Origin of the sequence: Neisseria chenwenguii, from assembly GCF_002216145.1 — a bacterium.
Lineage (GTDB): Bacteria > Pseudomonadota > Gammaproteobacteria > Burkholderiales > Neisseriaceae > Neisseria > Neisseria chenwenguii.
On record NZ_CP022278.1, the window covers coordinates 2,355,228 to 2,381,573 of the forward strand.

At 55.7% G+C, this 26,346-nt stretch carries 22 protein-coding genes; 10 read left to right on the plus strand and 12 right to left on the minus strand.

Annotation, left to right across the window (positions count from 1 at the left end):
• Positions 1–308 precede the first annotated feature (308 nt).
• From adhP to BG910_RS11405, 3 genes are all read left to right on the plus strand, one after another.
• Positions 309–1,364 (plus strand): alcohol dehydrogenase AdhP, encoded by a 1,056-nt coding sequence (gene adhP, locus BG910_RS11395; protein ID WP_198344802.1) that lies wholly within the window; start codon positions 309–311, stop codon positions 1,362–1,364.
• Positions 1,365–1,623: 259 nt separating this feature from the next.
• On the plus strand, positions 1,624–2,826 hold the full coding sequence (gene trpB, locus BG910_RS11400) for a tryptophan synthase subunit beta (RefSeq protein WP_089036945.1): 1,203 nt from the start codon (positions 1,624–1,626) through the stop codon (positions 2,824–2,826).
• 120 nt (positions 2,827–2,946) lie between these two features.
• On the plus strand, positions 2,947–3,441 hold the full coding sequence (locus BG910_RS11405; RefSeq protein ID WP_089037257.1) for a cysteine hydrolase family protein: 495 nt from the start codon (positions 2,947–2,949) through the stop codon (positions 3,439–3,441).
• Between the two features lie 107 nt (positions 3,442–3,548).
• Here the strand turns inward: BG910_RS11405 and BG910_RS11410 are convergent, their stop codons facing one another.
• On the minus strand, positions 3,549–4,769 hold the full coding sequence (locus tag BG910_RS11410; protein WP_089036946.1) for an aspartate kinase: 1,221 nt from the start codon (positions 4,767–4,769) through the stop codon (positions 3,549–3,551).
• A gap of 253 nt (positions 4,770–5,022) precedes the next feature.
• On the opposite strand from BG910_RS11410, the gene mpl reads away from it, so the two are divergent.
• Entirely contained in the window at positions 5,023–6,405 is a 1,383-nt protein-coding gene (gene mpl / locus BG910_RS11415; RefSeq protein WP_089036947.1) for a UDP-N-acetylmuramate:L-alanyl-gamma-D-glutamyl-meso-diaminopimelate ligase, read from the plus strand.
• A 116-nt stretch (positions 6,406–6,521) separates the two neighbouring features.
• On the plus strand, positions 6,522–7,154 hold the full coding sequence (locus BG910_RS11420) for an NAD(P)H-hydrate epimerase (protein ID WP_089037258.1): 633 nt from the start codon (positions 6,522–6,524) through the stop codon (positions 7,152–7,154).
• 70 nt (positions 7,155–7,224) lie between these two features.
• On the opposite strand, the gene BG910_RS12640 is transcribed toward BG910_RS11420, so the two are convergent.
• The 5 genes from BG910_RS12640 to purL all read right to left on the minus strand — a co-directional run bounded on the left by BG910_RS12640 (position 7,225) and on the right by purL (position 14,124).
• Positions 7,225–7,386: a hypothetical protein gene (locus tag BG910_RS12640; protein ID WP_089036948.1), complete on the minus strand. Its 162-nt coding sequence runs from the start codon at positions 7,384–7,386 to the stop codon at positions 7,225–7,227.
• Between the two features lie 118 nt (positions 7,387–7,504).
• Complete coding sequence (gene gloB / locus BG910_RS11430) at positions 7,505–8,269, minus strand: hydroxyacylglutathione hydrolase (protein WP_089036949.1); 765 nt, start codon at positions 8,267–8,269, stop codon at positions 7,505–7,507.
• An 81-nt stretch (positions 8,270–8,350) separates the two neighbouring features.
• Positions 8,351–9,382, minus strand: a complete 1,032-nt coding sequence (locus BG910_RS11435) for a hypothetical protein (RefSeq protein WP_089036950.1) — start codon at positions 9,380–9,382, stop codon at positions 8,351–8,353.
• Between the two features lie 116 nt (positions 9,383–9,498).
• Positions 9,499–10,023: a GNAT family N-acetyltransferase gene (locus BG910_RS11440; RefSeq protein ID WP_089036951.1), complete on the minus strand. Its 525-nt coding sequence runs from the start codon at positions 10,021–10,023 to the stop codon at positions 9,499–9,501.
• Positions 10,024–10,137: 114 nt separating this feature from the next.
• Positions 10,138–14,124: a phosphoribosylformylglycinamidine synthase gene (gene purL, locus BG910_RS11445; protein ID WP_089036952.1), complete on the minus strand. Its 3,987-nt coding sequence runs from the start codon at positions 14,122–14,124 to the stop codon at positions 10,138–10,140.
• 236 nt (positions 14,125–14,360) lie between these two features.
• Between purL and BG910_RS11450 the strand changes: the two genes are divergently transcribed.
• The 3 genes from BG910_RS11450 to BG910_RS11460 are packed head-to-tail and all read left to right on the plus strand — an operon-like array spanning position 14,361 to position 17,249.
• On the plus strand, positions 14,361–16,277 hold the full coding sequence (locus BG910_RS11450) for an ATP-binding cassette domain-containing protein (protein ID WP_089036953.1): 1,917 nt from the start codon (positions 14,361–14,363) through the stop codon (positions 16,275–16,277).
• Between the two features lie 60 nt (positions 16,278–16,337).
• Positions 16,338–16,694, plus strand: coding sequence for a DUF4124 domain-containing protein (locus BG910_RS11455; RefSeq protein ID WP_089036954.1), 357 nt, complete (start codon positions 16,338–16,340; stop codon positions 16,692–16,694).
• A gap of 3 nt (positions 16,695–16,697) precedes the next feature.
• Positions 16,698–17,249: a hypothetical protein gene (locus tag BG910_RS11460; protein ID WP_198344803.1), complete on the plus strand. Its 552-nt coding sequence runs from the start codon at positions 16,698–16,700 to the stop codon at positions 17,247–17,249.
• 86 nt (positions 17,250–17,335) lie between these two features.
• Here BG910_RS11460 and BG910_RS11465 read toward each other — a convergent pair whose 3' ends face one another.
• Entirely contained in the window at positions 17,336–18,310 is a 975-nt protein-coding gene (locus tag BG910_RS11465; RefSeq protein WP_089036955.1) for a tRNA dihydrouridine synthase, read from the minus strand.
• Between the two features lie 106 nt (positions 18,311–18,416).
• Between BG910_RS11465 and BG910_RS11470 the strand changes: the two genes are divergently transcribed.
• Positions 18,417–19,988: a glycosyltransferase family 2 protein gene (locus BG910_RS11470; RefSeq protein WP_089036956.1), complete on the plus strand. Its 1,572-nt coding sequence runs from the start codon at positions 18,417–18,419 to the stop codon at positions 19,986–19,988.
• Positions 19,989–20,325: 337 nt separating this feature from the next.
• Here the strand turns inward: BG910_RS11470 and BG910_RS11475 are convergent, their stop codons facing one another.
• From BG910_RS11475 to BG910_RS11485, 3 genes are all read right to left on the minus strand, one after another.
• Positions 20,326–20,940, minus strand: a complete 615-nt coding sequence (locus tag BG910_RS11475) for a Smr/MutS family protein (RefSeq protein ID WP_089036957.1) — start codon at positions 20,938–20,940, stop codon at positions 20,326–20,328.
• Positions 20,941–21,128: 188 nt separating this feature from the next.
• Positions 21,129–21,536: a DUF4124 domain-containing protein gene (locus tag BG910_RS11480; protein WP_089036958.1), complete on the minus strand. Its 408-nt coding sequence runs from the start codon at positions 21,534–21,536 to the stop codon at positions 21,129–21,131.
• A gap of 137 nt (positions 21,537–21,673) precedes the next feature.
• Positions 21,674–21,874: a hypothetical protein gene (locus tag BG910_RS11485; protein WP_089036959.1), complete on the minus strand. Its 201-nt coding sequence runs from the start codon at positions 21,872–21,874 to the stop codon at positions 21,674–21,676.
• 102 nt (positions 21,875–21,976) lie between these two features.
• Here BG910_RS11485 and BG910_RS11490 point away from each other — a divergent pair, with 102 nt between their 5' ends.
• Complete coding sequence (locus BG910_RS11490; protein WP_089036960.1) at positions 21,977–23,605, plus strand: ABC-F family ATPase; 1,629 nt, start codon at positions 21,977–21,979, stop codon at positions 23,603–23,605.
• A gap of 85 nt (positions 23,606–23,690) precedes the next feature.
• On the opposite strand, the gene nrdD is transcribed toward BG910_RS11490, so the two are convergent.
• Together nrdD and nrdG are read right to left on the minus strand one after the other, a co-directional pair.
• Positions 23,691–25,472 (minus strand): anaerobic ribonucleoside-triphosphate reductase, encoded by a 1,782-nt coding sequence (nrdD, locus tag BG910_RS11495; RefSeq protein WP_089036961.1) that lies wholly within the window; start codon positions 25,470–25,472, stop codon positions 23,691–23,693.
• A 111-nt stretch (positions 25,473–25,583) separates the two neighbouring features.
• Positions 25,584–26,078, minus strand: a complete 495-nt coding sequence (nrdG, locus tag BG910_RS11500; protein WP_089036962.1) for an anaerobic ribonucleoside-triphosphate reductase activating protein — start codon at positions 26,076–26,078, stop codon at positions 25,584–25,586.
• Between the last annotated feature and the right edge of the window lie 268 nt (positions 26,079–26,346).

The window sequence follows — 26,346 nt, forward strand, 5'->3', positions numbered from 1 at the left end:
CTCTTATGTCAGAGCATAATGCCGTCTGAAAATTCTGGAGTCGTATTGTGTTGAAACAAAAGGAAATATCGGCCGGCGTAGGATTGTTTCGGTTTGAAATTTTACAGTTAATGACAATGCTTATTTGTTACAGTATAACATCTTCTTTTATTTCAATATGTTGGCGGTTGACAAAAGCAATTCTGCGGGTTCATACTCAAACTGCCTTCCGTGGGAGGCAGCAGGGTCGTTTAAGTGTGAATATTTCCGTACCCGGCTTGAGTTTTTAATGTGGTTTGTTTCCGGTTCGACCGACAAGGAGAGTTATCATGAAAATGCGTGCTGTTGTAGTCAATCAGGCCGTTAAGGGCGATGTGGAAGTGGTGGAACGCGAGTTGCGCCCGCTGGCGGCGGGCGAGGCATTGGTAGAGGTGGAATACTGTGGTGTGTGTCATACCGATTTGCACGTCGCCGCAGGCGATTACGGTGAAAAACCGGGACGCGTGTTGGGTCACGAGGGCATCGGTATCGTCAAAGAAGTCGCGCCGGGTGTGAAAAGCCTGAAAGCGGGCGACCGCGTCAGCATTGCATGGTTTTTCAAAGGCTGCGGTTCGTGCGAATACTGCAACACCGGCCGTGAAACCCTGTGCCGCAGCGTATTGAACGCAGGCTACACCGCCGACGGCGGTATGGCGACACATTGTATAGTGGATGCCGACTATGCGGTCAAAGTACCTGAGGGCCTTGATCCTGCACAGGCTTCAAGTATTACCTGCGCGGGCGTGACTACTTATAAAGGCGTGAAAGTTTCCGGCGTCCGTCCGGGGCAGTGGATTTCTGTGTACGGAGCGGGCGGTTTGGGCAACTTGGGCATCCAGTATGCGAAAAAAGTGTTTGGCGCGCACGTTATTGCCATCGACATCAACGACGACAAACTGGCGTTTGCCAAAGAAGTTGGTGCGGATATTGTAATTAATGCGGCAAAAGAAGACGCGGCAAAAGTCATTCAGGAAAAAACAGGCGGCGCCCATGCGGCAATCGTTACCGCCGTTTCCAAAACCGCATTCAATTCGGCTGTGGACGCTGTCCGTGCGGGCGGTCGCGTGGTCGCCATCGGCCTGCCGCCCGAAAGCATGGATTTGTCGATTCCGCGCATCGTGCTGGACGGTATCGAAGTCGTCGGCTCGCTGGTGGGTACGCGTCAGGATTTGGCCGAAGCGTTTCAATTCGGTGCCGAGGGCTTGGTCGTACCGAAAGTGGAACTGCGTCCGCTCGATGACGCGCCTGCGATTTTCCAAGAAATGCGCGACGGTAAAATCAACGGCCGTATGGTCATCGATATGAAAAAAGGCGCAAGCGGCTGCTGCGGCGCTTGCGGCGGTTGATAACGCTTTTTAGAATAAGGCCGTCTGAAACACAGATTTGTTTTCAGACGGCCTTTTTATACGGATCAAGCGGTGGTTACAGTTTGCACTGAAATTGATGATAGCTATCAGGTTTTCAGACGGCATTAAAAAATTTTCCTCAAGAGGCCGTCTGAAAAATTGCCGCTGAAGCCGTGCGGCATCTGTGCTAAGCTATCGCAGATTTAGTGTTTTTCAGACGGCCTTGGTGTCGTTTGTAAAGTTTTACAGAGGATAAAAAATGAAAAACTACCAAGCGCCCGACGGGCAGGGTTTTTTCGGCGAACACGGCGGACTGTATGTTTCCGAAACGCTGATTCCCGCGCTGAAAGAATTGGCCGAGGCTTACGAAGCCGCGAAAAACGATGCTGGGTTTTGGGCGGAATTCCGCCACGATTTGAAGCATTATGTCGGCCGTCCGAGCCCCGTTTACCACGCCGAACGGCTGTCTGCTCATTTGGGTGGTGCGCAAATCTGGCTCAAGCGTGAGGATTTGAACCATACGGGGGCGCACAAGGTCAACAACACCATCGGTCAGGCGCTGCTTGCGCGCCGAATGGGTAAAAAAAACGTGATTGCCGAAACCGGCGCGGGTCAACACGGCGTCGCCAGCGCAACCGTCGCCGCGCGTTTCGGTATGAAATGCCGCGTGTTTATGGGCGCGGACGATATTCAGCGTCAGATGCCGAACGTGTTCCGCATGAAACTTTTGGGTGCGGAAGTCGTCAGCGTGGAAAGCGGCAGCCGCACACTCAAAGATGCGATGAATGAAGCGATGCGCGAATGGGTGGCGAAAGTCGATGACACATTCTACATCATCGGCACCGCCGCCGGCCCCGCGCCTTACCCCGAGATGGTGCGCGATTTCCAATGCGTTATCGGCAACGAAGCCAAAGCGCAGATGCTTGAAGCCATCGGCCGCCAGCCCGATGCTGCCGTAGCCTGCGTGGGCGGCGGTTCCAACGCCATCGGCCTGTTCCATCCCTATATCGGCGAAGAAAACGTGCGCCTTGTCGGCGTGGAAGCGGGCGGACTCGGCGTCGATACGCCCGACCACGCCGCGCCGATTACCTCAGGCGCACCCGTCGGCGTGTTGCACGGTTTCCGCAGCTATCTGATGCAGGACGAGGGCGGTCAGGTATTGGGCACGCATTCCGTCTCCGCCGGTTTGGACTACCCCGGTATCGGCCCGGAACACAGCCACCTGCACGACATCGGCCGCGTGGAATACACCGCCGCCAACGACGATAAAGCGCTGGAAGCCTTTGATTTGCTGTGTCAGTTTGAAGGCATTATCCCCGCACTCGAATCCAGCCATGCGCTGGCTTGGGCGGTGGAAAACGCGCCGAAAATGGCGAAAGACCAAGTGATTCTGGTCAACCTTTCAGGACGCGGCGATAAAGACATCAATACTGTTGCCAAGCTCAAAGGTATTGAGATTTAAGCGGTTTTGAAAAGCCGTAAAATGCAAACAGGCCGTCTGAAAGTTTCAGACGGCCTGTTGTCGTATTACCCGTTAGCTGGGCGTATAATAGACTTTCAAAAATTAAAGATAGGAAAGGCGATGAAACCCGCATTAATTGTGATTGATGTACAAAACGAATATTTCGGCAGCGCAGGCGGCGCCTTTCCGCAATGGCAGGCAGACGAAACTGCTGCCCGAATTGCGGCGCGCATCCGGCAGGCGAAAGCTGATGGTTGGACGGTCATTGCCATTCAGCACATTTCGCCCGACGATGGATCGGTGTTCCAGCGTGGTACGCACGGTGCGGCGCTGCATGAATCGGTGGCTTCACTACTTGACGACTGTCCTTTGGTGGAAAAAGCCCATGCCGATTCGTTTTTGAATACCGACTTGAAAGCCGTTTTGCAGGAGCGGGGAATTGAAGAGCTGGTTTTGTGCGGCATCATGACACAAAACTGTATCACGCATACTGCGGTTTCTCCTCAGGCCGGCGCTTATAAAGTCAGTGTGTTGGCAGACTGTTGCACGGCGCCGAGCGAGATTGTCCATCTCGTTGCTTTGAGAGCGTTGGCCGATAGAGTAGTGGTTGCTTGATGTCCGGTTAAAATCAGCATTCCCGCATCAGGCAAACAGGCCGTCTGAAATCCGGTTACTGAGCGTAGTCGAAGTATCAGACGGCCTCTTTGTATTTTAAAACGGCGTTATTTGTCCAACTCAAACGCTTTGTGCAACACGCGGGTAGCCAGTTCCATGTATTTTTCGTCAATCAAGACGGAAACTTTGATTTCGGAAGTCGAAATCATCTGGATATTGATACCTTCTTCGGCCAATGTGCGGAAGATTTTCGAGGCCACGCCTGCGTGTGAGCGCATACCCATGCCGACGGCGGAAACTTTGCAGACGGTATCGTCGCCGGTAATGTCGGTAGCGCCGATGCTGTCTTTCAGACCGTTGAGCAGCTCGAGGGTTTGTTTGTAGTCGCCGCGCGGTACGGTGAAGGAGAAGTCGGTTGTACCTTCGTTGCCGACGTTTTGGATGATCATATCCACTTCGACATTGGCGTCGGCAACCGCGCCTAAAATCTGATAGGCCACGCCGGGTTTGTCGGGTACGCCGCGCACGTTGATGCGGGCTTGGTTTTTGTCGAATGCGATACCGGTTACGGCAGCTCTTTCCATGTTGTCGTCCTCTTCAAAGGTAATCAAAGTGCCGTTGCCGCCGTCTTGCAGACTGCTTAATACGCGCAGGCGCACTTTGTATTTGCCGGCGAATTCCACCGAACGGATTTGTAAAACTTTCGAACCCAAGCTGGCCAGCTCAAGCATTTCTTCAAAGGTAACCGTATCGAGGCGGCGCGCTTCGGGCACGACGCGCGGGTCGGTGGTGTAAACGCCGTCCACGTCGGTATAAATCTGGCATTCGTCAGCTTTGAGCGCGGCGGCCAGCGCAACGGCAGAAGTGTCCGAACCGCCGCGGCCGAGTGTGGAAATGTTGCCTTCGCTGCTGATGCCCTGAAAGCCCGCCACAATCACAACACGGCCGGCCCGTAAGTCGGCACGGATTTTTTCGCCGTCGATGTCTTCGATGCGGGCTTTGGTGTGCGCCGTATCGGTTTTCACGGCGACCTGCCAGCCGGTGTAGCTTTTGGCTTCGACGCCGATGCCTTTGAGCGCCATTGCCAAGAGGCCGATGGTGACTTGTTCGCCGGTGGACAATACCACGTCCAACTCGCGCGGATCGGGGATTTCCTGCATTTCGTGCGCCAGCGCGACCAAACGGTTGGTTTCGCCGCTCATGGCCGATACGACCACGACCACGTCATGACCTTCGGCGCGGGCTTTGGCGACACGTTTGGCTACGTTTTTAATGCGTTCGGCGGAACCGACCGATGTGCCGCCGTATTTTTGTACGATTAACGCCATGTTTCGTGCTTTCTTGGGGTTGGTTTCGAATTGTAAACAATTTCCGCATTTTACTATTTTTTGCCGGCTTGACAAGCCTGGCGGGGGCGGTGATTTAACGTTCGCCGGAATGCGGATGTCTGACGCAGGGCAGCGTCATTTCGGATACCATATTTAAAAGGTAAAAGGCGGAGGCAAGGATGGGGATTTTCCCGCCCAACTTCCGCTATAATATCCACCTCGTTCAACCCCACATTTTTCAAAAGCATATCCTATGAAACACATCCACATTATCGGAATCGGCGGAACATTTATGGGCGGCGTGGCCGCCATTGCCAAAGAAGCGGGCTTCAAAGTCAGCGGCTGCGATGCGAAGATGTATCCGCCGATGAGCACCCAGCTCGAAGCGCTGGGCATTGATGTTCACGAAGGTTTCGATGCCGCGCAGCTCGACGAATTTCAGGCTGATGTTTACGTAATCGGCAACGTCGCCAAGCGCGGGATGGATGTGGTCGAGGCCGTGTTAAACCGCGGTCTGCCCTATATTTCCGGCCCGCAATGGCTGGCGGAAAACGTGTTGCACAGCCGCTGGGTGTTGGCCGTTGCCGGCACCCACGGTAAAACCACTACCGCTTCCATGCTCGCCTGGGTGTTGGAATACGCCGGCCTCGCACCCGGTTTCCTTATCGGCGGCGTACCGCAAAACTTCAGCGTTTCCGCACGCCTGCCGCAGGCGCCGCGCCAAGATCCCGCCTCGAAATCGCCGTTTTTCGTGATTGAGGCCGACGAATACGACACCGCGTTTTTCGACAAACGCAGCAAATTCGTCCACTACCGCCCTCGTACCGCCGTGTTGAACAACCTCGAATTCGACCACGCCGACATCTTCGCCGATTTGGCCGCAATTCAAACCCAGTTCCACCACCTTGTGCGCACTGTGCCGTCTGAAGGCTTGATCGTCAGCAACGGCCGCGCCGAAGCCTTGCACGAAACCATAGACAAAGGCTGCTGGACACCCGTCGAGTGGTTCGGTAACCAAGCCGGCTGGCAGATTGCCGATGTGGCCGCAGACGGCAGTTTTGCCGTCCATTTCAAAGGCGAACCCGTCGGCCGCATCGTTTGGGACTTGATGGGCGAACACAACCGCATGAACGCGCTTGCCGTCATCGCCGCCGCCCGCCACGTCGGCGTCGATATTCAGACGGCCTGCGAAGCGCTCGGTGAGTTTAAAAACGTCAAACGACGCATGGAAGTCAAAGGCACCGCCAACGGCGTAACCGTTTACGACGACTTCGCCCACCACCCGACCGCCATCGAAACCACCGTTGCCGGCTTGCGCCAAAAAGTCGGCAGCGCGCGGATTCTGGCCGTATTGGAGCCGCGTTCGAACACCATGAAACTCGGTACCATGAAAGCCGCGCTGCCCGCCAGCCTTGCCGAAGCCGATTTGGTCTTCTGCTACGCCGGCGGTGTGGATTGGGACGTCGCCGAAGCCCTCGCCCCACTGGGCGGCAAGCTGCACGTCGGCACGGATATGGAAAACTTCGTGGCCGAAATCGTGAAAAATGCCGAAAGCGGCGACCAAATCCTCGTCATGAGCAACGGCGGTTTCGGCGGCATACACGGCAAACTGCTCGAAGCGCTGGCTGCGAAATAAAGCAGAGGCCGTCTGAAAAACTGCGTGATGCGGGTTTTTCAGACGGCCTTTAAACAGGCAGCTTGATATTTATAAAAACGCACCCAATCCCCAAACGCCCCGACAAAGGAGTTGTCATGAAAACCTACACCGCACAGCAAATGCGCGCCGCCGAGCAGGCCGCCGTTGAAAAAGGCACGGGTTTCGAGCAACTGATGGAAAACGCAGGCCGCGCCGCCGCTGCCGATTTACTCAAACGCCGTCCGAATCCCGGGCGCGCGCTGGTAGTTTGCGGCAAGGGCAACAACGGCGGCGACGCGCTCGTGATGGCGCGTGTCATGCAGACCGCCGGCTGGCGCATCGACATCGCTTTCGTTTTGGGCGGAAACCTGTCGCCGCTCGCCACGCTCAACCGCGACCGCTTGCAGGGTTTGGAAAACATTGTGTTTGTTGAGCCGGACGAACTCGAAGGCCGTCTGAAAAACGGTTACGACGTCATTATCGAAGGCATTTTTGGCACAGGCTTCACCGGTGCGCTGCCCGAATCTGTTGCCGCCGTCTGCCGCCTGCTCAACCGTTCGGACGGCCTCAAAACCGCGCTCGACATTCCCACGGGTTTGGACTGCGACAGCGGCAGCGGCAGCGCCGATCCCGACACCTTCCGCGCCGGCCTGACCTACACTTTCGCGGCTTACAAACCCGCGCATTTCAGCGGGGCGGGTAAAGCTGTCTGCGGGGAAGTGGTGTGTTTGGATATTGGGATTGAGTGAAAGATGGATGATAGATACAAGAAGGCGGCCGTCTGAATTTCAGACGGCCTTTTCTTAATGCAGGCGCAGTTCAGGCCAGCCAAAAACGGAATGAGAGATAAAGAACCAGTATCAGCACGATCGCCCACACGAAAAGCATAAATTTGGCAACTGTCTGTCCGAGGCGGTAAACAGGATTGTTGCGTTCGTCGTTGGCGGGATTCAGTGTCGGCTTGGTATTTTGTTCGGACATTTTCTTCTTTCTTCGGGTTGCTGGAGCGCATGGTTGCGTAGAAAAAGGCTTCTGCCTGTATCGGTAGTTTACAAGGACAGGAAATAGCGGCTTGTGTTTTTGAGTGGTCTTGTATCCGTTATTCGGGCGGCTGCCAGTTGTTTTTCAATTCACGCAGTTCGGCGAAAACTTCCGATTCGCTGTTCAGTTTTCTGCCGCACAGGTTTTCCACCCGCGTCCAGACGTGTTGCAGGCCGACGCGCAGGAAGGGGTTGACGCGGCGCTCGTGGGCGAGGGTGACGGGCAGGGTGGGGGTGCGGTATTCGGTGGCGGCGAGTGCCGTCTGAATATCGGGGTTGTCGGGCTCGATGTGGGCGGCGAAGCGCAGGTTGGCGGCGGTGTATTCGTGGGCGGGGTAAAACAGGGTGGTTTCGGGCAGTTGGTTGAAACGGCTGAAACTGTCGAAAAGCTGCTCGATGGTGCCGGTAAAGACGCGCCCGCAGCCGGCGCTGAAAAGGGTGTCGCCGCAGAAGACGTGCAGGCCGTCTGAATGTTCGAAGAGGTAGCTCAGATGATGGGCGGTGTGGCCGGGGGTTTCCCAAACGGTGGCCAGTCCGCCGCCGAACGGGATTTGCGTACCCGCGCCACCGGTGTGTGTGGCGTCGGGAATGTCTTCGGCGCCGTAAACGGGCGATTCCATAAAGGTGCGCCGGATGGCGCCTGCGCCGCCGGTGTGGTCGTGGTGGGGGTGGGTAATCCAAGTTTGGGCGATCATCAGCCGCTGTGCGACGATAAATTCCAACACGGGCGTGGGGTCGCCGGGATCGACGCAGACGACCTGGTTGCCTTCCTGAATCATCCAGATGTAGTTGTCGTTGAAGGCTTTGACGGGGGTGATTTTCATGGTGTTCCTTTTTTCAGACGGCCTGAAGGCCTTTGTAAATATTGTGCACTGCGGATGCAGTGTTTTGAAACGATGCCGGCTTTACGGCAATTCAGGTAAATAATCGTGGCGGTTGCGGCTCAGGCCGTACACGGCGGCGCGCGCCTGTTTGACGGTCAGGCGGTTGTAGGTCAGGCGTTGGGTTTGGTTGCGGTCGGAAATGTGGATTTCGCCCTGTTTGCGGGTTTGCCTGTGGGGAAACTCGTTTTTCAACGCGTGCCACAAATCCGGTTTGATGTGCACGACGGCAAACATATCGTGGGCGATGTTCACGCCGACGCTGATTTCCTTTTTCGATTCCTGAATGCAGAACGAGCGGTCGTTAAAGAGACACAAGCCCGAGTTTTCAGGATAGCGGTAAAGCTCGATTTTCACCGCTTCGGGCGTGTCGAATGCGGAACGGAACATCTGTTCGAACAGGGAAGGCTGCGAAACGCCGTCGCTGAGCATACCGTAAAGATTCGACAGCCAATCGACGTAACCCGTAAAGGTAAAGCCGAAATCCTGCATAACCGCTTCGATGTGTTTGGGCTCGCGCCCGCGGATCAAATGCACGAATTCGCGGCTTACGGCGGGCAGTTGGCGGCGGATGGCCTGATGCAGCCGGTGGGCGAACAGGGTTTTGTGGTTGTTCGGGTTGCGCAAAATGCCCAGCAGTTTCAGGCGCAGAATCCGCCAAACGGCATCGGGGGCTTTCAGACGGCCTGCGGGCAGGGTTCGTAGCAATTGGCAGGAATCTTCATAGCCGCTTTCGTGGCGGTTGAACCAGCTTTCCAGATTGTATTGATTGGGCGAGCCTTCGACGAAAGTCAGCGTGTAGAGGTTTTTGGCGGCCAGATTGGCGATGATGTTTACATTGTCGGCTTCGCCGCGGTAGGGCTTGTGAAACAGGCCGACGGGCAGGCGGTAAACGTTTTGGTTTTGTGCGCCGACGTCCGCATTGTGCGCATGCTGCCGCTGCTCGGTTTGCGCGACATAGTGGTGCATTTTGGTCGGATTGGCGGTCAAAAGCGCAAACGGCTTGGTGTCGCATTCCGGATAGTCGCAATCACTGAGGATAAAAGCGTGTTTCATGTTTCAGACGGCCTCTGGGCAAATCAGGCTTTATCATACCCTATGCGGGGCAGAATGCAAAAAAGGTTGAGGCCGTCTGAAAAACGTTTTCAGACGGCCTGTCGCATGGCGGCGGTTTATTTCATTTCCTTTTCAAAGCGGAACATTTCGTCAGGCACGGCATGGCTGCCGTTGCCCGGTTTGTCGGGAGCCGGATTTTGCTCGGCATAAAATTCCACGATTTTAAAGCCGCATTTCAAATAGAAATGAATATTGCGTTTTTCGAAATAGGGCGTATGCGTTTCCCATACCCGTGTTTGCGGATAGCGTTGCTCAATCAGTTTCCAAGCCTGTTGTCCGAAGCCTTGGCCGTGCCGGCTGCTGCAGATGAAAAACAGTTCCAGCCCGTTATGCTTCGTTTGCGGGTTGATGTTGACCACCGCGCCGCCGACCATGCTGCCACCGGCTTCAATCTGCAGGTATTGCGCCCGTTCGCCCTGCATACAGGTTTCGATTTCTTCGCGGCTGATGATTTCTTCGTTTTCCGCCAACTCATCTTGAAATGCCTGACGGAATGCCTGCTGGAGGGAGCGGATAAACCATTCGCGGTTTTCTGCCTTGAGTGGATGAACAACGAGCGTTTGCGGATGGGATGCGTTCATTTTTTCTATCTTGAGTGATGTGGGTTGAACCGGGGTTCGACAAGGCCGTCTGAAAAACGACGGAATCACTTCCATTTTTCAGACGGCCTTGATGTTCAAACCGTGTTCGGCGGATCAGCCCAAAGCCTTACGCGCGCCGGCGAACAGGCGTGCCCAGCCGGACTGCTCCGTCCAGCTTTCGGGTTTCCAGCTCATCTGCGCGGCGCGGAACACGCGTTCGGGGTGCGGCATCATGATGGTCACGCGGCCGTCGGCGTTGGTGACACCCGCGATGCCTTGCGGCGAGCCGTTCGGGTTGAGCGGGTAGGTTTGCGTGACTTGGTTCAGGCCGTCGACGTATTGCAGCGCAATGCCCAAATCGGCAGGCACTTGGCCGCCTTTCAAGGCAAAGTCGGCGCGGCCCTCGCCGTGGCTGACCACCACCGGCAGGCTGCTGCCCTGCATTTCGTTCAGAATCAGCGAAGCCGATTTCGGCACGTGAACCATGCTCAGGCGCGCTTCGAACTGTTCGCTCTCGTTGCGCTTGAACTTCGGCCATGCGGACGCGCCCGGGATGATTTCGGCCAAATTGCTCACCATTTGGCAGCCGTTGCACACGCCCAAAGTCAGCGTGTTCGGATTGGCAAAGAACGCGGCAAACTGCTCGCGCAATGCGGGGTGGAACAGAATCGATTTCGCCCAGCCTTCGCCCGCGCCGAGCACGTCGCCGTAGCTGAAACCGCCGCAGGCCGCCAGCATTTGGAAAGTCTCCAGATTCACGCGGCCGCTCATCAGGTCGGACATATGCACGTCATATGCGTCGAAACCGGCTTGGGTAAAGGCGGCGGCCATTTCGATTTGGCCGTTCACGCCCTGTTCGCGCAGGACGGCGATTTTCGGTTTCGCGCCGCTGTTGACAAACGGTGCGGCGGGGTTTTCGTTCACGTCGAAGGTCAAATCGGCAAACAATGCGCTGCGTTCGTCATCGCCGATTAAGGCAAACTCGCTGTCGGCGCAGGCCGGGTTGTCGCGCAACTTCTGAATCGCGTGGCTGGTTTGCTGCCAAGTTTTTTGCAGGTCGGTGCGGTCGGCGGAGAACAGGATTTCCGAACCGTCGCGCAGGCAGATGCCGTTTCCGCTGCTGATACGTCCCAGTTCGGAAACCGCGTCGCCTAAACCTGCGTCGGCACAGGCCGTCTGAAAGGCTTCGCTGTCTTGGCTGCGGATTTGGACAACGGCACCGAGTTCTTCGTTAAACAATGCGCAGGTCAAGGCGTTGTTCCACTCGGCGGCCAATTCCTCTTCCCACGGCAGTTCGGTTCCGGGCTGTTGCGGCGTGAGCGATTTTGCCGCGATGATTTCAGGATAGAGTGCGGCAAACGTCGCACCGGTCAGGCTGCCGATGTCCAAATCCAGACCGCAACGCGCCGCAAACGCCATCTCCGCCAGAGTCGCAAACAGGCCGCCGTCGCTGCGGTCGTGGTAGGCCAAGAGTTTGTCTTCGGCGACAAGCTGCTGAATCACTTCGTAAAATGCTTTCAGACGGCCTGCTTCGATGTCGGGACTTTCGCCTGTCATTCGGTTGTAAACCTGACTGAGAGCCGAGCCGCCCATACGGGCGCGGCCGAAGCCCAAGTCAATCGCCAGCAATACGCTGTCGTCCATATTTTTCAGCTCGGGCGTAACGGTTTTGCGCACATCTTTAACAGGGGCGAACGCGGAAATAATCAGGCTCAAAGGAGAGACCACGGATTTTTGTTCCGCGCCGTCCTGCCATACGGTTTTCATCGATAGCGAATCTTTGCCCACGGGAATGCTCAAACCCAAGGCTTGGCAGATTTGCGAAGTGGCTTCTACCGTGCGGTAGAGTTTTTCGTCTTCGCCTTCGGTGCCGCAGGCGGCCATCCAGTTGGCGGAGAGTTTGATGTTGCCCATGTCGCCGATGTTGACGGCGGCGATGTTGGTAATCGCTTCGCCGACGCACATGCGGCCGGAAGCAGGCGCGTCAAACAGGGCGACGGCCGGCTTTTCGCCCATGGACATCGCTTCGCCTTGATGGGTGTTGAAACCCATCATGGTCACGGCGCAGTCGGCCACGGGCGTTTGGTATTTGCCGACCATCTGGTCGCGGTGGGTCATGCCGCCGACGCTGCGGTCGCCGATGGTAATCAGGAAGTTTTTGGCGGCCACGGCAGGCAGGCTCAAGACGCGGTAGGCGGCTTCGGTAAGGTCGATGCCGTCTGAAACAAAAGCGGTGTTTTCGCGGCTGACCGTTTTGTCGTTGCGGGTGGTTTTAGGCGGTTTGCCGAGCAATACGTTCAGCGGCAAATCGACCGGATTGTTGTCGAACAAATCGTCGCGCACCTGCAAATGGCCGTCGTCGGTGGCCGTGCCGACCACGGCAAACGGGCAGCGTTCGCGTTCGCAGATGGCGCGGAAGGTGTCCAAATCTTTTTCCAAAACCGACAATACATAACGCTCTTGCGATTCGTTACACCAGATTTGCAGCGGCGTTAAGCCGTGTTCTTCCAGCGGCACGTCGCGCAGCTTGAATTTCGCGCCGCGGCCTGCGTCGTTGACCAATTCGGGGAACGCGTTCGACAAGCCGCCTGCGCCCACGTCGTGAATCGAGATAATCGGATTTTTGTCGCCGAGCTGCCAGCAGCGGTCGATGACTTCCTGCGCGCGCCGTTCGATTTCGGGGTTGCCGCGCTGCACGGAGTTGAAGTCCAAAGAAGCGTCGTTGGTGCCGGTGTCCATAGACGAAGCCGCACCGCCGCCGAGACCGATGAGCATGCCCGGGCCGCCGAGCTGAATCAGTAATGCGCCTTCGGGGATTTCGTCCTTATGCGTTTGCTGCGCCTGAATGTTGCCCAAACCGCCGGCAATCATAATCGGCTTGTGGTAGCCGCGCACTTGGCCGTCGATTTTTTCTTCAAAGGTGCGGAAATAGCCCAAGAGATTAGGGCGGCCGAATTCGTTGTTGAATGCCGCGCCGCCGATGGGGCCTTCAATCATGATGTCCAAAGGCGAAGCGATGTGGCCGGGTTTGCCGTAGGGTTTTTCCCACGGCTGCGGCAGTTCGGGGATGTTGAGGTTGGACACGGTGAAGCCCGTCAAGCCGGCTTTGGGGCGGGAACCGCGCCCCGTTGCGCCTTCGTCGCGGATTTCGCCGCCCGCGCCCGTGGCCGCGCCCGCAAACGGGGCGATAGCGGTGGGGTGGTTGTGGGTTTCCACCTTCATCAGGATGTGGGTGTCTTCTTCGCTGAAACGGTAGGCCTGGTTTTCGCCCGCGCGCGGGTAGAAACGCTCGATTTTCGCGCCTTCGATGACCGAAGCGTTGTCCTTATAGGCCACCACCGTGCCTGCGGGGTGCGCTTCGTGGGTGTCGCGTATCATGCGGAACAGCGATTTGGGCTGCTTTTCGCCGTTTAAGATGAAGTCGGCATTGAAGATTTTGTGGCGGCAGTGCTCGGAATTGGCCTGCGCGAACATCATCAGCTCCACGTCGCTGGGGTTGCGGTTCAAATCCTGATAGTTTTCAACGAGATAGTCGATTTCGTCGGGCGAAAGCGCCAGGCCCATTTCCGTGTTGGCCTTGAGCAGCGCGTCTTTGCCGCCGCCGAGAATGTCCACCGTGTCAAAGGTTTGCGCTTCGGGGTGGGCGAACAGCGCGGAGGCCGTCTGAAAATCCGGCAGCACGGATTCGGTCATGCGGTCGTGCAAAAGCGCCGCCCACTGCTGTTTCTGTCCGTCGTTCAGACGGCCTTTGAGCCAAACCGCCGTCCCGCGCTCAATGCGCTCGATTTCAGACAGGCCGCAGTTGCGCGCAATATCCGTCGCTTTGGAAGCCCACGGCGAAATCGTGCCGATGCGCGGGGTAATCAGGAAAAGGTGCAGGCCGTCTGAAGCCGCCGGTGTTTGCGCCGCCTGCGCATCCAGCAGGGCTTGCAGCTTTTCCACCGCCGCAACGTCCAAAGTCGAGGCGGACGCGGCGAAATACCAGAATTCGCTGGAAAATTCCACCTCGGGCAGACCGAGCGCGGCGGCTTTTTTCAGCAGTTTTTCAACACGGAAATCGGAGAGTGCGGCAACACCGCGCAGGGGCAGAACGACGGACATGGTTCGGGCTCTCAAAAAGCGTTAAAGAAAGCCGCCATTATACGCACAAACAGCTGCTTTGGCTTGGGGGCAGGGCGGGAAAATGTTGACAATTTTTGCGGGGGAGGGTGGTTTTTTCAGACGGCCCTCAACTCTGTTTGCCTTTCCAATACGCCACAAGCCGCCGTAACGCCGTAGCCGTTTTAACTGGTTTCACTATAAAATACCGCCTTTCGTTTTTCTTCCCGTTTTCCGCCATGATCGAACTCAAAAACCTTACCCTGCAACGCGGCCTGAAAGTGTTGCTCGACAAAGCAAGCACCGTTATCAATCCGGGCTGGCGCGTTGGTCTCATCGGCAAAAACGGCACGGGAAAATCCAGCCTGTTTGCGCTGCTGAAAGGCGGAATCAGTGCCGACGGCGGCGATGTGCTGATTCCGAAACATTGGAAACTGGCGGCGGTCGCGCAGGAAACTCCCGCGCTGGATGTTTCAGCGCTGGATTATGTGTTGCAGGGCGACGCGGATTTGCAGCATTTTCAGACGGCCTTAGCCCAAGCCGAAGCGCAAAACGACGGCATGAAGCAGGCCGAATATCATGCCAAGCTGGAAGAAATCGATGCTTACACCGCACCCGCGCGCGCAGCCAAATTATTGAGCGGACTGGGTTTTTACCAAGAAGAACACGCCAAGCCCGTCAAAGCCTTTTCCGGCGGCTGGCGGATGCGCCTCAATCTGGCGCAGGCGCTGATGTGCCGCGCCGATTTGCTGCTCTTGGACGAGCCGACCAACCACTTGGATCTGGAAACCGTGTTGTGGTTGGAAAATCACTTGGCCGGCCTGCCGTGCACCCAAATCATCATTTCCCACGACCGCGATTTTCTCAACGCTGCCACAACCCAAACGCTTGAATTGTCAGGGCAAAAACTGACCCAATACAGCGGCAACTACGATTTCTACCAAACCGAACGCGCCCGCCGGCTGGCGCAACAGCAAGCGGCTTATACCAAACAGCAGAATCAAATCAAACACTTACAGTCGTTTATCGACCGTTTCAAAGCCAAAGCCACCAAAGCCACGCAGGCGCAGAGCCGCATCAAGGAGCTGGCCAAACTTGAGCGCATCGCGCCCGCACATCTCGACAGCGAATTTGCGTTTGAATTCGAACAGCCTGCGCATCTGCCCAACCCCTTGTTAAAACTCGATAAAGCGGATTTGGGCTACGGGAAAACCGTCGTTTTGCACGACCTGAGCCTGTCACTCGAAAGCGGCGCACGCTACGGCCTTTTAGGCGTCAACGGCAGCGGTAAATCCACATTTATCAAAGCCTTGGCGGGCGAACTGGATTTGCTCTCAGGTCAGATTGTCCGCAGCGACAAACTCAACATCGGCTATTTCGCCCAACACCAGCTCGACACCCTGCGCGACGACCAAAGCCCGATCCGGCACATCCAGCAGCTTTCGCCCGAAGTGCGCGAGCAGGAAATCCGTAACTTCCTCGGTGGCTTCAATTTCGTCGGCGATGCGGCCCTGCAGAAAATCGCGCCGTTTTCCGGCGGCGAAAAAGCGCGTCTGGCTTTAGCGATGATTGTGTGGCAGAAGCCCAACCTGCTGCTTTTGGACGAACCGACCAACCACCTCGATTTGGATATGCGCCACGCGCTCACGCTGGCTTTGCAGAGTTTTCAGGGCGCGCTGATTGTCGTTTCCCACGATCGCAGTCTGCTCGAAGCCACCACCGACAGCTTCCTGCTCATCGACAAAGGCCGTCTGAAAACCTTTGACGGCGATTTGGAAGACTACCGCCGCTATCGCCTCGCGCAGGAAAACGCCGCCGCTGCGCCCGCCGCATCCGCGCAAAGCCAGAGCCGCAAAGACACCAAGCGCATCGAAGCGCAAATCCGCCAGGAAAAAGCCAAACGCGGCAAATCCTTGCAGCAGAATATCGACCGCGCCGAAAAAGAAATCGCCCGCTTAAGCGAAGTTCAGACGGCCTGTGAAGCATTTTTGGCACAGGAAGACGCCTATTCCGACGAAAATAAGGCCAAATTGCAGGAGATACTCGCTCGGTTGACAGAAACTAAAGTAAAATTGCAGCAGTTGGAAGAAAACTGGCTGGAATGGCAGGAAGAATTAGAACAGGTGTTCGCCCGAATCGACGCCGAATTTGCCTGACGCAAGCGCCGTTCCGCATAAAAAAGGCCGTCTGAAAACGGCCGCACATACGGAAAAAACATGAAACAGACACTCAAACCAAGCGCCTGCGCCTTCTTCGCCGCGCTTGCCCTCAGCCAGCCGCTCGCCGCGGCTGCTGCCGTTTACAGCTGCACCGACGTGGCAGGCAAAACAGTCTATACCGCCGAAGCCAACGGCGGCTGCAAAAGCGAATCCCTGCGCGGCATCAGCAGCTACAAAGGCGGCGAATACCGGCTGGAAAGCAGTTCGGACAAACCCGCCAAAGCGCGCAAAAGCAAAGCGAAACCCAAAGCCGACAAACCCAAAAAAGCCAAAAAAACAGCCGGAAATGCTGAAAAATCAGACAGGCCGTCTGAGAAAGGGCGCGGCTTCCGCACATTTTCAAGCAAGAAATAAACCATGAAAACAAACACATTGAAAACCGTCATTACCGCCGCATTCATATCCGCCGCCGTTCCCGCCGCGCAGGCCGCAAAAATCTATACCTGCGATGTCAACGGCCACATCATTTACACCTCAAACCCCAATATCGGCTGCCGTTCCGCCGCCGATTTGCCGCCCATCGGCAAATACAGCAGCAGCCGTTACGATGCGCCCGTACCGACGGTTTCCGAAACCCGGCCGGCGCTGCAGCAACCCAAACCGCGCCGCAGCGCCGCCAAATCCGACAAATCCGCGCCCGTCGCACCGGTAAAAGCCGCCGCCGCGTACGTTCCCGCTACGCCCGCACCCGTGCCGAAAGCCTCGGGCAGCAGCGGCCGCCGTTCGATTTTGGAAGCCGAACTTTCCAACGAACGCAAAGCCTTGAGCGATTCGCAAAAAGCCCTTGCCGCCGCCCGCACCGCGCAAGGCGGCAGCGTGGATCACGAAAAAATCCGCAGCCTGCAAAGCTCGGTTCTCGACCGCGAACAAAACATCCGTGCATTGCAGCGCGAATTGGGGCGGATGTAGGGCTGCCGGCTATTTCAATAGCCTCCCGCTGAAAAATACCAATGCCGTCTGAAACTTTCAGACGGCATTGGTATTTTTCAGCGGCCTCAGCGGCACAATTCAAACTGCTGTTTTTCAAAATTTTCCAGAATCCGTTTCACTTCGTCCGCCTCCCTTACCGTGCGGATTTCGTCAAACAAAACCTGCGCCTGCAAAAATTCTTTTTTCATCATGCCCAGCCATTGTTTCAGCCGCGCGACGGGGTATTTGTTATCAGCTTCTTTGGCCAGACACAAATCGAAAAACAGCCGTATCCAGCCTGCAATTTCGGCGAAATCGGCGGAAACTGCCGTTTCTCCGCGTTCAAACTGCTTGATCTGCCGTGCCAAATCGGGGCGGATAACTGAGCCGCGTCCGAGCATGACGCTTTGGCAGCCGCTGGCGGCTTTGATGTCTTGATAATCCTCGAGGGTAAATACGTCGCCGTTGGCGGTAACGGGAATGGCGACGGCTTCGCGGATGCGGCGGATCCAGTCCCAATGCGCAGGCGGTTCGTAACCTTGGATTTTGGTTCGGGCGTGGACGGTCAGGCCGCAGGCGCCGCCTTCGGCGATGGCGGCGGCGCATTCGAGCGCGCAGTTAGTGTTTTCATAACCCAGCCTCATTTTGGCGGTCAGCGGCACGGTTTCAGGCAGCGCTTGGCGCAGGGCTTTAACGATTTGGAAAATCCGTTCCGGCTCTTTGAGCAAAACCGCACCGCCCTGATGTTTGTTGACCGTAGGCGCAGGGCAGCCGAAGTTGAGGTCGATTTTTGCCGCGCCGAAGCGCACGGCTTCCAGCGCGTTGACCGTCATGTTTTCCGCATCGCTGCCCAAGAGCTGCACGGTACACGGCACGCCTGCGGGTGTCTTGCCGCCGCGGGCAAGTTCGGGGATGTGTTTGAGCCAAGTCTGGCGGGAATGGACAGTGTGGGTGATGCGGACAAATTCACTGACGCATTCGTCGAAACCGCCGATGCGGGTGAGCAAATCGCGCATCACGTCGTCCACCAAGCCTTGCATGGGCGCGAGGATAAGCTGCATTTTCGGGAAAAACCTTGTTTGGCCGTCTGAAAAAAATCAAACGCATATTGTACCCCATATCGGTTAAAATACGGCCGTTTTCCCTTTTTTCAGACGGCCTTATCCCATGATTCAAAGCATTCCCGCCACCGCCGCCATGCTGGTTAAAAATTCCGAGCGCTACCTTGAAGAGGTTTTGACCGCGCTGGCCGATTTCGACGAAGTGCTGCTGCTCGACAACGGCTCGACCGACCGTACCTTCGACATCGCCAAAGAGTTTCCAAACGTCAGCTACTACAAACACGATTTCAACGGCTTCGGCCCGATGAAAAACCTGGCCGCCAAACTCGCGCAAAACGACTGGATTTTCAGCATCGACAGCGACGAAATCCCCGATGCCGGATTAATCGAAAGCATCCGCGAAGCCGTCGCCGCAAACCGCGAAAATGCCGTCTATATCCTCTCCCGCCTCAACCACTACAACGGCCGCCCGATCAAAGGCTGCGGCTGGTATCCCGACATTATCCCTCGCCTCTACCACCGCGGCTTTACCCGCTTCTCCGACCGTCAGGTTCACGAAGCGCTGGTGTTGCCGCCGGAAACCGACAAACGTGCGCTCGACGGCCGTCTGAAACATTATTCTTTTGAAAACGCCGAAGGGCTGATTCGGAAAATGCAGCAATACAGCTCGCTCTACGCCGACGAAAACCGCTACAAAAAAGGCGCTACGCCGTTTAAAGCACTATTGCACGGCGCTGTATCGTTTGTAAAAAACTACTTTCTCAAACGCGGTTTCGCCTACGGTTCGGACGGTCTCACGATTTCCGTGGCCAACGCGCAAGGATCGTACTACAAATACGTCAAACTTTACGAGCGCAACCGCCAAATCACGGTTTCGCTGATTATCACCACCTACAACCGTCCCGATGCGCTCGCCTTCGTGCTCCAATCCGCGCTCGAACAAACCCGCCTGCCTGACGAAATCATCGTCGCCGACGACGGCTCGCGCCGGGACACCGCCGAAGTCGTCAAATTATTTAGAGAACACACAGACATCCCCGTCAGACATACTTGGCGTCCAGACGACGGCTTCCGTGCCGCCGAAGCCCGCAACCGTGCGCTGGCGGTCGCAAAAAGCGACTACATTATTTTGATTGACGGCGACATGCTGCTGCACCGCGCTTTTGTCGCCGACCACCTCAAACACGCCCGCAAAGGACGTCTGATACAGGGCTCACGCGTTTTGCTGACCGAAGGAAAAACCGCAGCAATCCTCAAAGCCGACAGCCTGCCCAAACTCTCCGTTTTTTCAGACGGCATCGAAAAACGCAGCGCCGCCCTGCGCCTGCCGCCGCTGGCCGCTTTTACCGCCCGCAAGGGCAACCGGCGCCACCGCAGCATCAAAACCTGCAACATGGCCTTTTTCCGCAGCGATGCGCTTGCCGTCAACGGCTTCGACAACGGCTACGTCGGCTGGGGGCGAGAAGACAGCGACTTTGCCGCCCGCTGTTTCCACAACGGCATGAAACGCCACAACCTCAGATTTGCCGGCATCGCCTACCACCTCTACCACCCCGAAGCCGAACGCGCCGCCCTGCCGCAAAACGACGCACGCCTGCGCAAAACGCTGGAACAACGGAAAATCCGCTGTGAATTCGGTGTGGATATGTTTATCGCAAAAGACGAAGAGGCCGTCTGAAAGCCTGATTCCATTATCAATAGACAAGGTCGTCTGAAAATGTTTTTGGGTTTTCAGACGGCCTTTGAATGTTCGCTTAAAAAGCCGCCGAATTTCAGACGGCCTGAGACTTTTGGATGTTTTAACTTCAGGTACGGTTAGCCGCCCACAGGCGGCGTAACCGTACAAACCCGCGCCAACCATGCAGTACGAATTGCACAACCGCCCCCCATTTTTCAGACGGCATCAGCAGCTGTTTCCAAACAACGTGGCGTACGGTTATGCCGCCTGTGGGCGAACCGTATCTACTTGCTGAAAATATCAGCTTTCAGAGTTTCAGACGGCCTCAAACCTATTTTCATCCGCCCTCAACCCGCCGCCGTTTGAGCAGAATCCTGACCGCGCCGTCGTTGCCCGCGCGGGGTTCGACGTAGGCCAAAACGTCGGGGTGCTGCATCAGCCAGCGGCGGGTCATGTTTTTCAAAACGGGTTTGTAACCTGCCGAACCCAAGCCGCTGCCGTGGACGATTTCGGCGCACACGCCGCGTTTTTTGACGAACCCGATAAATTCGTTCAACACCTGCTGCGCCTCTTCCTGCGTGTAGCCGTGCAAATCCACATCGGCGACCACGGGATAATGGCCGTTTCGCAGGCGCTGGAGGTCGTTTTTGCCCTGCCCGTTTTTGCTGAAGCTGGCGGGCGGCTCGTCGCCGTTGCCGCTGCCGACGTAGAAATAATCCTCCGCCGCCAGCGCGGCAGTGTCTTTCGGACGCGGTTTGAGCGGCGAAGTGTCGCGCGGCGCAACGTAGCGGTTGGTGTTTTTCAGCGGCACGACGCTGCCGACGGCTTTGGCGAAATCGACATTTTCCGCCTCGCGTTTTTTGGCTTCTTCGGCCTCAAGCTGCCGCGCTTCGGCTTCTTTTTTCGCCTGCTTGCCCAGCGCTTTGAGGGTGGATTGGAAATCTTGGGTCATGACTGTTCCTTTTTTTCAGACGGCCTTAAGGCGTTGAATTTGATTATTTTTACTGACAAAAAAACAGAAGGAGAAATCTGTTTTTTGTCTTTCCTCTCTGAAAAGCGTTGAGGCAGTCTGAAAATTTGTTGAAGCAAATGGCCGGCGGGGTTGCCTGCCTTGCAAGACTAGCGGTTTTTCAGACGGCCTTAGTGCGCATCCTTGCCCGCTGCGGCGGCATTCACCTTTTCCTGCGCGGCTTTGACCTGCGCTTCCAAACCGCGGATGCGCTCTAGATATTTGGCATAGTTGCGCTCGTTGCCGTAACGGATGTTTTTGCCTTCTGCCAATGCTTTTTGGGCGGCGGCCAATTCGGCTTTGGCGGCGGAATTGTCGGGCGCGGGTTTGGCGGCGGGCGCTTCGACGGCGGCGGTTTGTTTGGTTGGCGCTGGCGCGGCGGTGTAAACGGAGGGTTTGCCCAAATCGAGTGATTTGCAGTTTTTGCCCGGGTTTTGCGAATAAACTTTGCGGCCTGCGCCGTCGCGGCATTCGTAAACGGTGGCTTGCGCGCTTGCGGCGGAGATTAGGGCAAGGACGAGTAATGCGGTTTTTTTCATTGTTTGCGGTTTCCTTGAATGTGTTTTTAAAACATTATAGTGAACTAAAATAAGAAAGATACGAGACGGCAAGGCGCAGACAGTACGAATGGTATGACAAGCCGCAGCCAACGAAGTGGATTTTTTATTTAATTTCACTATAGAAAAAATTTCCACCAGATAAATGCCAGCGCGGCAATCATAACAAGGTTGGAAAAAATGATGATCTTCCAGCGCATCGGCCGGCGGCGGACTTCTGTGCCCGAACGGCTGCGGCGGATGTAGAAAAACGGGCTGAGCAACATGGAAGCGGCGCAAATCAATACGATGACGGCGTAGTAGATTTTTTCGGTTTCCATAGTCTTCCCTTTCCAAACCGTCTTTTCAGACGGCCTTCGGTGTGCAAAATATGCTACAATCCCGCCCGATTATAACACTCTATTTATAAAGGTTTTACACGAATGATTTCTACCAACGGCATTACCATGCAGTTCGGCGCGAAGCCGCTGTTTGAAAACGTGTCCGTCAAATTCGGCGAGGGCAACCGCTACGGCCTGATCGGTGCCAACGGCTCGGGCAAATCGACGTTTATGAAAATTTTGGGCGGCGATTTGGAGCAGACGGCGGGCGAAGTGGCGATTGAAAACGGCGTGCGCCTCGGCAAGCTGCGCCAAGACCAGTTTGCTTACGAAGACATGCGCGTGTTGGACGTGGTGTTGATGGGGCATACCGAAATGTGGGCGGCAATGACCGAACGCGACGCAATTTACGCCAACATGGAAGCCACCGAAGACGACTACATGCGTGCGGCCGATTTGGAAGCCAAGTTCGCCGAATACGACGGCTACACCGCCGAAGCACGCGCGGCCGAGCTTTTGAGCGGCGTGGGCATTTCCGAAGATTTGCACAACGCGCAAATGAGCGAAGTCGCCCCCGGCTTCAAACTGCGTGTTTTGCTTGCGCAGGCGCTGTTTTCCAAACCCGACGTATTGCTGCTCGACGAGCCGACCAACAACCTCGACATCAACACCATCCGCTGGCTCGAAGGCGTGTTGAACCAATACGATTCAACCATGATCATCATCAGCCACGACCGCCACTTCCTCAACGAAGTCTGCACCCACATGGCCGATTTGGACTACAACACCATCACGATTTATCCCGGCAACTACGACGACTACATGCTCGCGTCCGCCCAATCACGCGAGCGCGCGCTGAAAGACAACGCCAAAGCCAAGGAAAAACTGCAAGAGCTGCAAGAATTCGTGGCGCGCTTCTCGGCCAACAAATCCAAAGCCCGCCAAGCCACAAGCCGTCTGAAACAGGCCGACAAGATTAAATCGGAAATGGTGGAAGTCAAACCTTCGACCCGCCAAAACCCGTATATCCGTTTTGAAGCCGACGAAAAAGCCAAGCTGCACCGTCAGGCCGTGGAAGTGGAAAAACTGGCCAAACGCTTTGAAACCCAGTTGTTCAAAAACCTGAACTTCATCCTCGAAGCCGGCCAACGCCTCGCCATCATCGGCCCCAACGGCGCTGGTAAATCCACCCTGCTCAAGCTGTTGGCAGGTGCATACGACCCGCAATATTCAGACGGCCTCACAGCCGACGCCGGCAGCATCAAATGGGCGGAAAAAGCCAAAATCGGCTACTACCCGCAAGACCATGAAAACGACTTCGACGTCGATATGGATTTGAGCGAATGGATGCGCCAATGGGGTCAGGAGGGTGACGACGAACAAGTCATCCGCGGCACACTCGGCCGTCTCTTATTCGGCAGCAACGACGTGGTAAAAAAAGTGCAGGTATTGTCCGGTGGCGAAAAAGGCCGCATGCTCTACGGCAAACTGCTGCTCTTGAAACCCAACGTGCTGATTATGGACGAACCGACCAACCACATGGACATGGAAAGCATCGAATCGCTGAACATGGCCTTGGAAAAATACAACGGCACGCTGATTTTCGTGTCGCACGACCGCCAGTTCGTCTCTTCGCTCGCCACCCAAATCATCGAGCTGGACGGCAAAGGCGGCTACGAGCATTATCTGGGCGATTACGAAAGCTATTTGGAGAAAAAAGGTTTGCTTTGATTGCTCCAAACCGACTCTAATTTTCAAGAAACAAGGCCGTCTGAAATTTTATTTTTCAGACGGCCTTTCTCAAATGCCAATCAATCTACGCCGCCTTGCGGTGGTAATGCCGCAGCGCGTGTTCTTTGCGCCGTCCGCTGCTGAACGCGGAAACACGTTTCAGATAGCCGATGACGCGGGTGCCGTAGTCGATGTTGTGCGAACCGCAGCCGCTGCAAGCCTGCAAGGTGCGTTTGTCGATGTGGCCGCAGTCGTTGCAGATGGTAATGCGCACGTTGACGCAGAAGTAGTTGCAGCCGGTTTGGGCGGCAATGTCGAGCAGCGAGCGGTAGCCGGCTTTGGGCAGGGCTTCGTCTAAGTTCAGATGCAGGGCGGAACCGCCGTCCAGCCAATCGACCAGCTCTTTGCCGTGCAGCAGGAATTTGTCGAGCGCGTTGGTTTCTTCGTCTTCCACCACATAAAAATAGGAGTTGTAGCAGTCGCGCGACACTTTATAGCCGTCGGCTTTGTCCCATTTGGCGTTTTTCACGCCGAGGTTTTCGGCGGGCACAAATTCGGTGTTGAACTTCACGCCGTAATGTTTGCTCGCGGCTTGGTTGGCCTCGAAAATGGTTTTCAGACGGCTTTGTACGAAGTCCACATAATCTTCGTTGTAACCGACTTTGATGCCGCAGGATTCTGCCGCTTCGGCCATGCCGTTGATGCCGATGGTGAGGAACTGCTTGTCGAGCGTGATGAAACCGGCGTCGTACACGGGCAGCATGCCGGCGGCTTGGTATTTTTCCATCAGCTTGCGGTAGGCGTATTGGTATTTGTGGATTTTTGCCACTTCCGCCGCCAAATCGCGGCCGTCTTGTTCGAGGCGGTTCATATTGAGGGTAATCACGTTAATCGAACCGGTCGCCACGCCGCCCGCGCCGAGCGTGTAGGAAAAGGTGCGGTCTTCGATGGCGTTGCGCAGGCGGCAGCACGAAGCGAGAGAGTCGGGGTTGTCGGAAAGGTAAACGAAAAACGAATTGCCGTCTGAAAGTTCCTGCGCCATTTGGTCGGCAAACTCGGTATCTTTGCATTTGCCCGCGTCGGTGAGCATGGCGGCGGTAACAACGGGGAACGTCAGCACGGCTTTGGTGCGCTCTTGGTTGAACCATTGTAAAAACGCCAGTTGCAGGCGGCTGACGCTGTTCCAATCCGGTTTGGAAAAATCAGGGAAGACGAAATCGCCGAACATCGCATCGAAATAGTATTGATCGTACACGGAAATGTTCCAGAACACGCTCTGATAGCCGCGTGCGGCGGCGGGCTGGTTGATGCTGTACACCACTTGCTGGAAGTGGTTTTTCACAATGTCGCCGTGGGTTTCGAGGTAGTTGTCGCCGAAATCTTTGCGGGCGAAATAGTCGAAATAGGTCAAAAATTCCACGGTCGCCACCGCGCCGGCAAACTGCGCGCTGATGGCAAACACAAGGTTGACAAACGAGCCGCAAAACGAAGCCAGATGCTGCGGCGCTTTCGATTCGCCGCCGAGTTTGGTCAGGCCGTCGAGCAGAAACGGATACAGCGTCACCGACACGCAGTAAGGCTTCAGGCTGGTTTCGTCGTGAACGTAAATTTCGTGGTCTTCAATCTGGCGGATGTATTCGCGCGCGGTGGCTTCGTCGAAAATTTCCGCAATTTTGCGCGACACTTGGGCGCGGTTGATTTGCACGAAAAAGTCTTTCATCAATTCCGCTTCCATCGTGGCGATGTTTTTCTGGGTCACGTTGGCGTTGGCGTCCATTTTCGAGCCGTCGGCCGCGTTGGTCGCCGCGATGTAGTTGTGCATAAAATCGAGCTTGCCGTTTAACTGTTCGGGATGCAGCCGAATCATGTTAAGTCCTCCTGATGGATTGTGATGGAAAAACGGCTTGAGGCCGTTTGAAAAAATTGTTCCAAATCTGCGTTTATCGGATTCGAGAATCCAGCCTACGTTTTTGAAAAACTATGCCGCTTTGACAATAGGAATGTTTTTTAAAAACAAATGGTTTAAGTTTTCTCCCGTGCGTAAATCGGTAAAACGCTGGTTGGTGGTTGCACTGTCCAAACCGCCGAGCGCGGCGCGCCAGCGGCCGGTTTTGAGATAGGTAATCCGGCTGGTGAGGCCGTTTGAAAGCGAGGCGAGTTCTCCGCCTTCCAAGCCGGTGTAGAGGCAGATTTTCAAGCCTTCTTCGGCAACCGCAGCCATCATTTTTTCCAATTCCTGCGGCAGCCATTCTCCGCCCATAAACAAAACGCAGCTGATTAAGCCGCGGTAGCGTTTCAGACGGCCTTTCAGATATTCGACAGTCAGCGCCTGCCCGATGCCTTTTTTCCAGGTATCGGCGCTGTGGCAGCCCGGACAGCGCAACGGGCAGCCGGAAAAAAGAAACGCCAGCGAAACTTCGCCGGGCACTTCCTGCCAGACGATTTGTTCGGTGGTAAATCTGAGCGTGTTCATTTTTATTTCCTACTACATTTTGTGTGAATTTAACCATAAAAACACAAGATATGGTATTTTTTAGTTTCTATCTGTTTTTGAACGGCAATAGCCGTTTTTAATTTATCTGATAAATTATTGCTAAAAATTATAAGGTTAAAGGCCGTCTGAAAAACCGTTTCCGATTCTTCAGACGGCCTTTCGCCATCCGATTTTTGCAGCAAGCTGTCAGAAATTTTCCAATCCGCCGTCTTAACGGTGCGCGCTGCGAAAAGCAGCTTTACCCTAT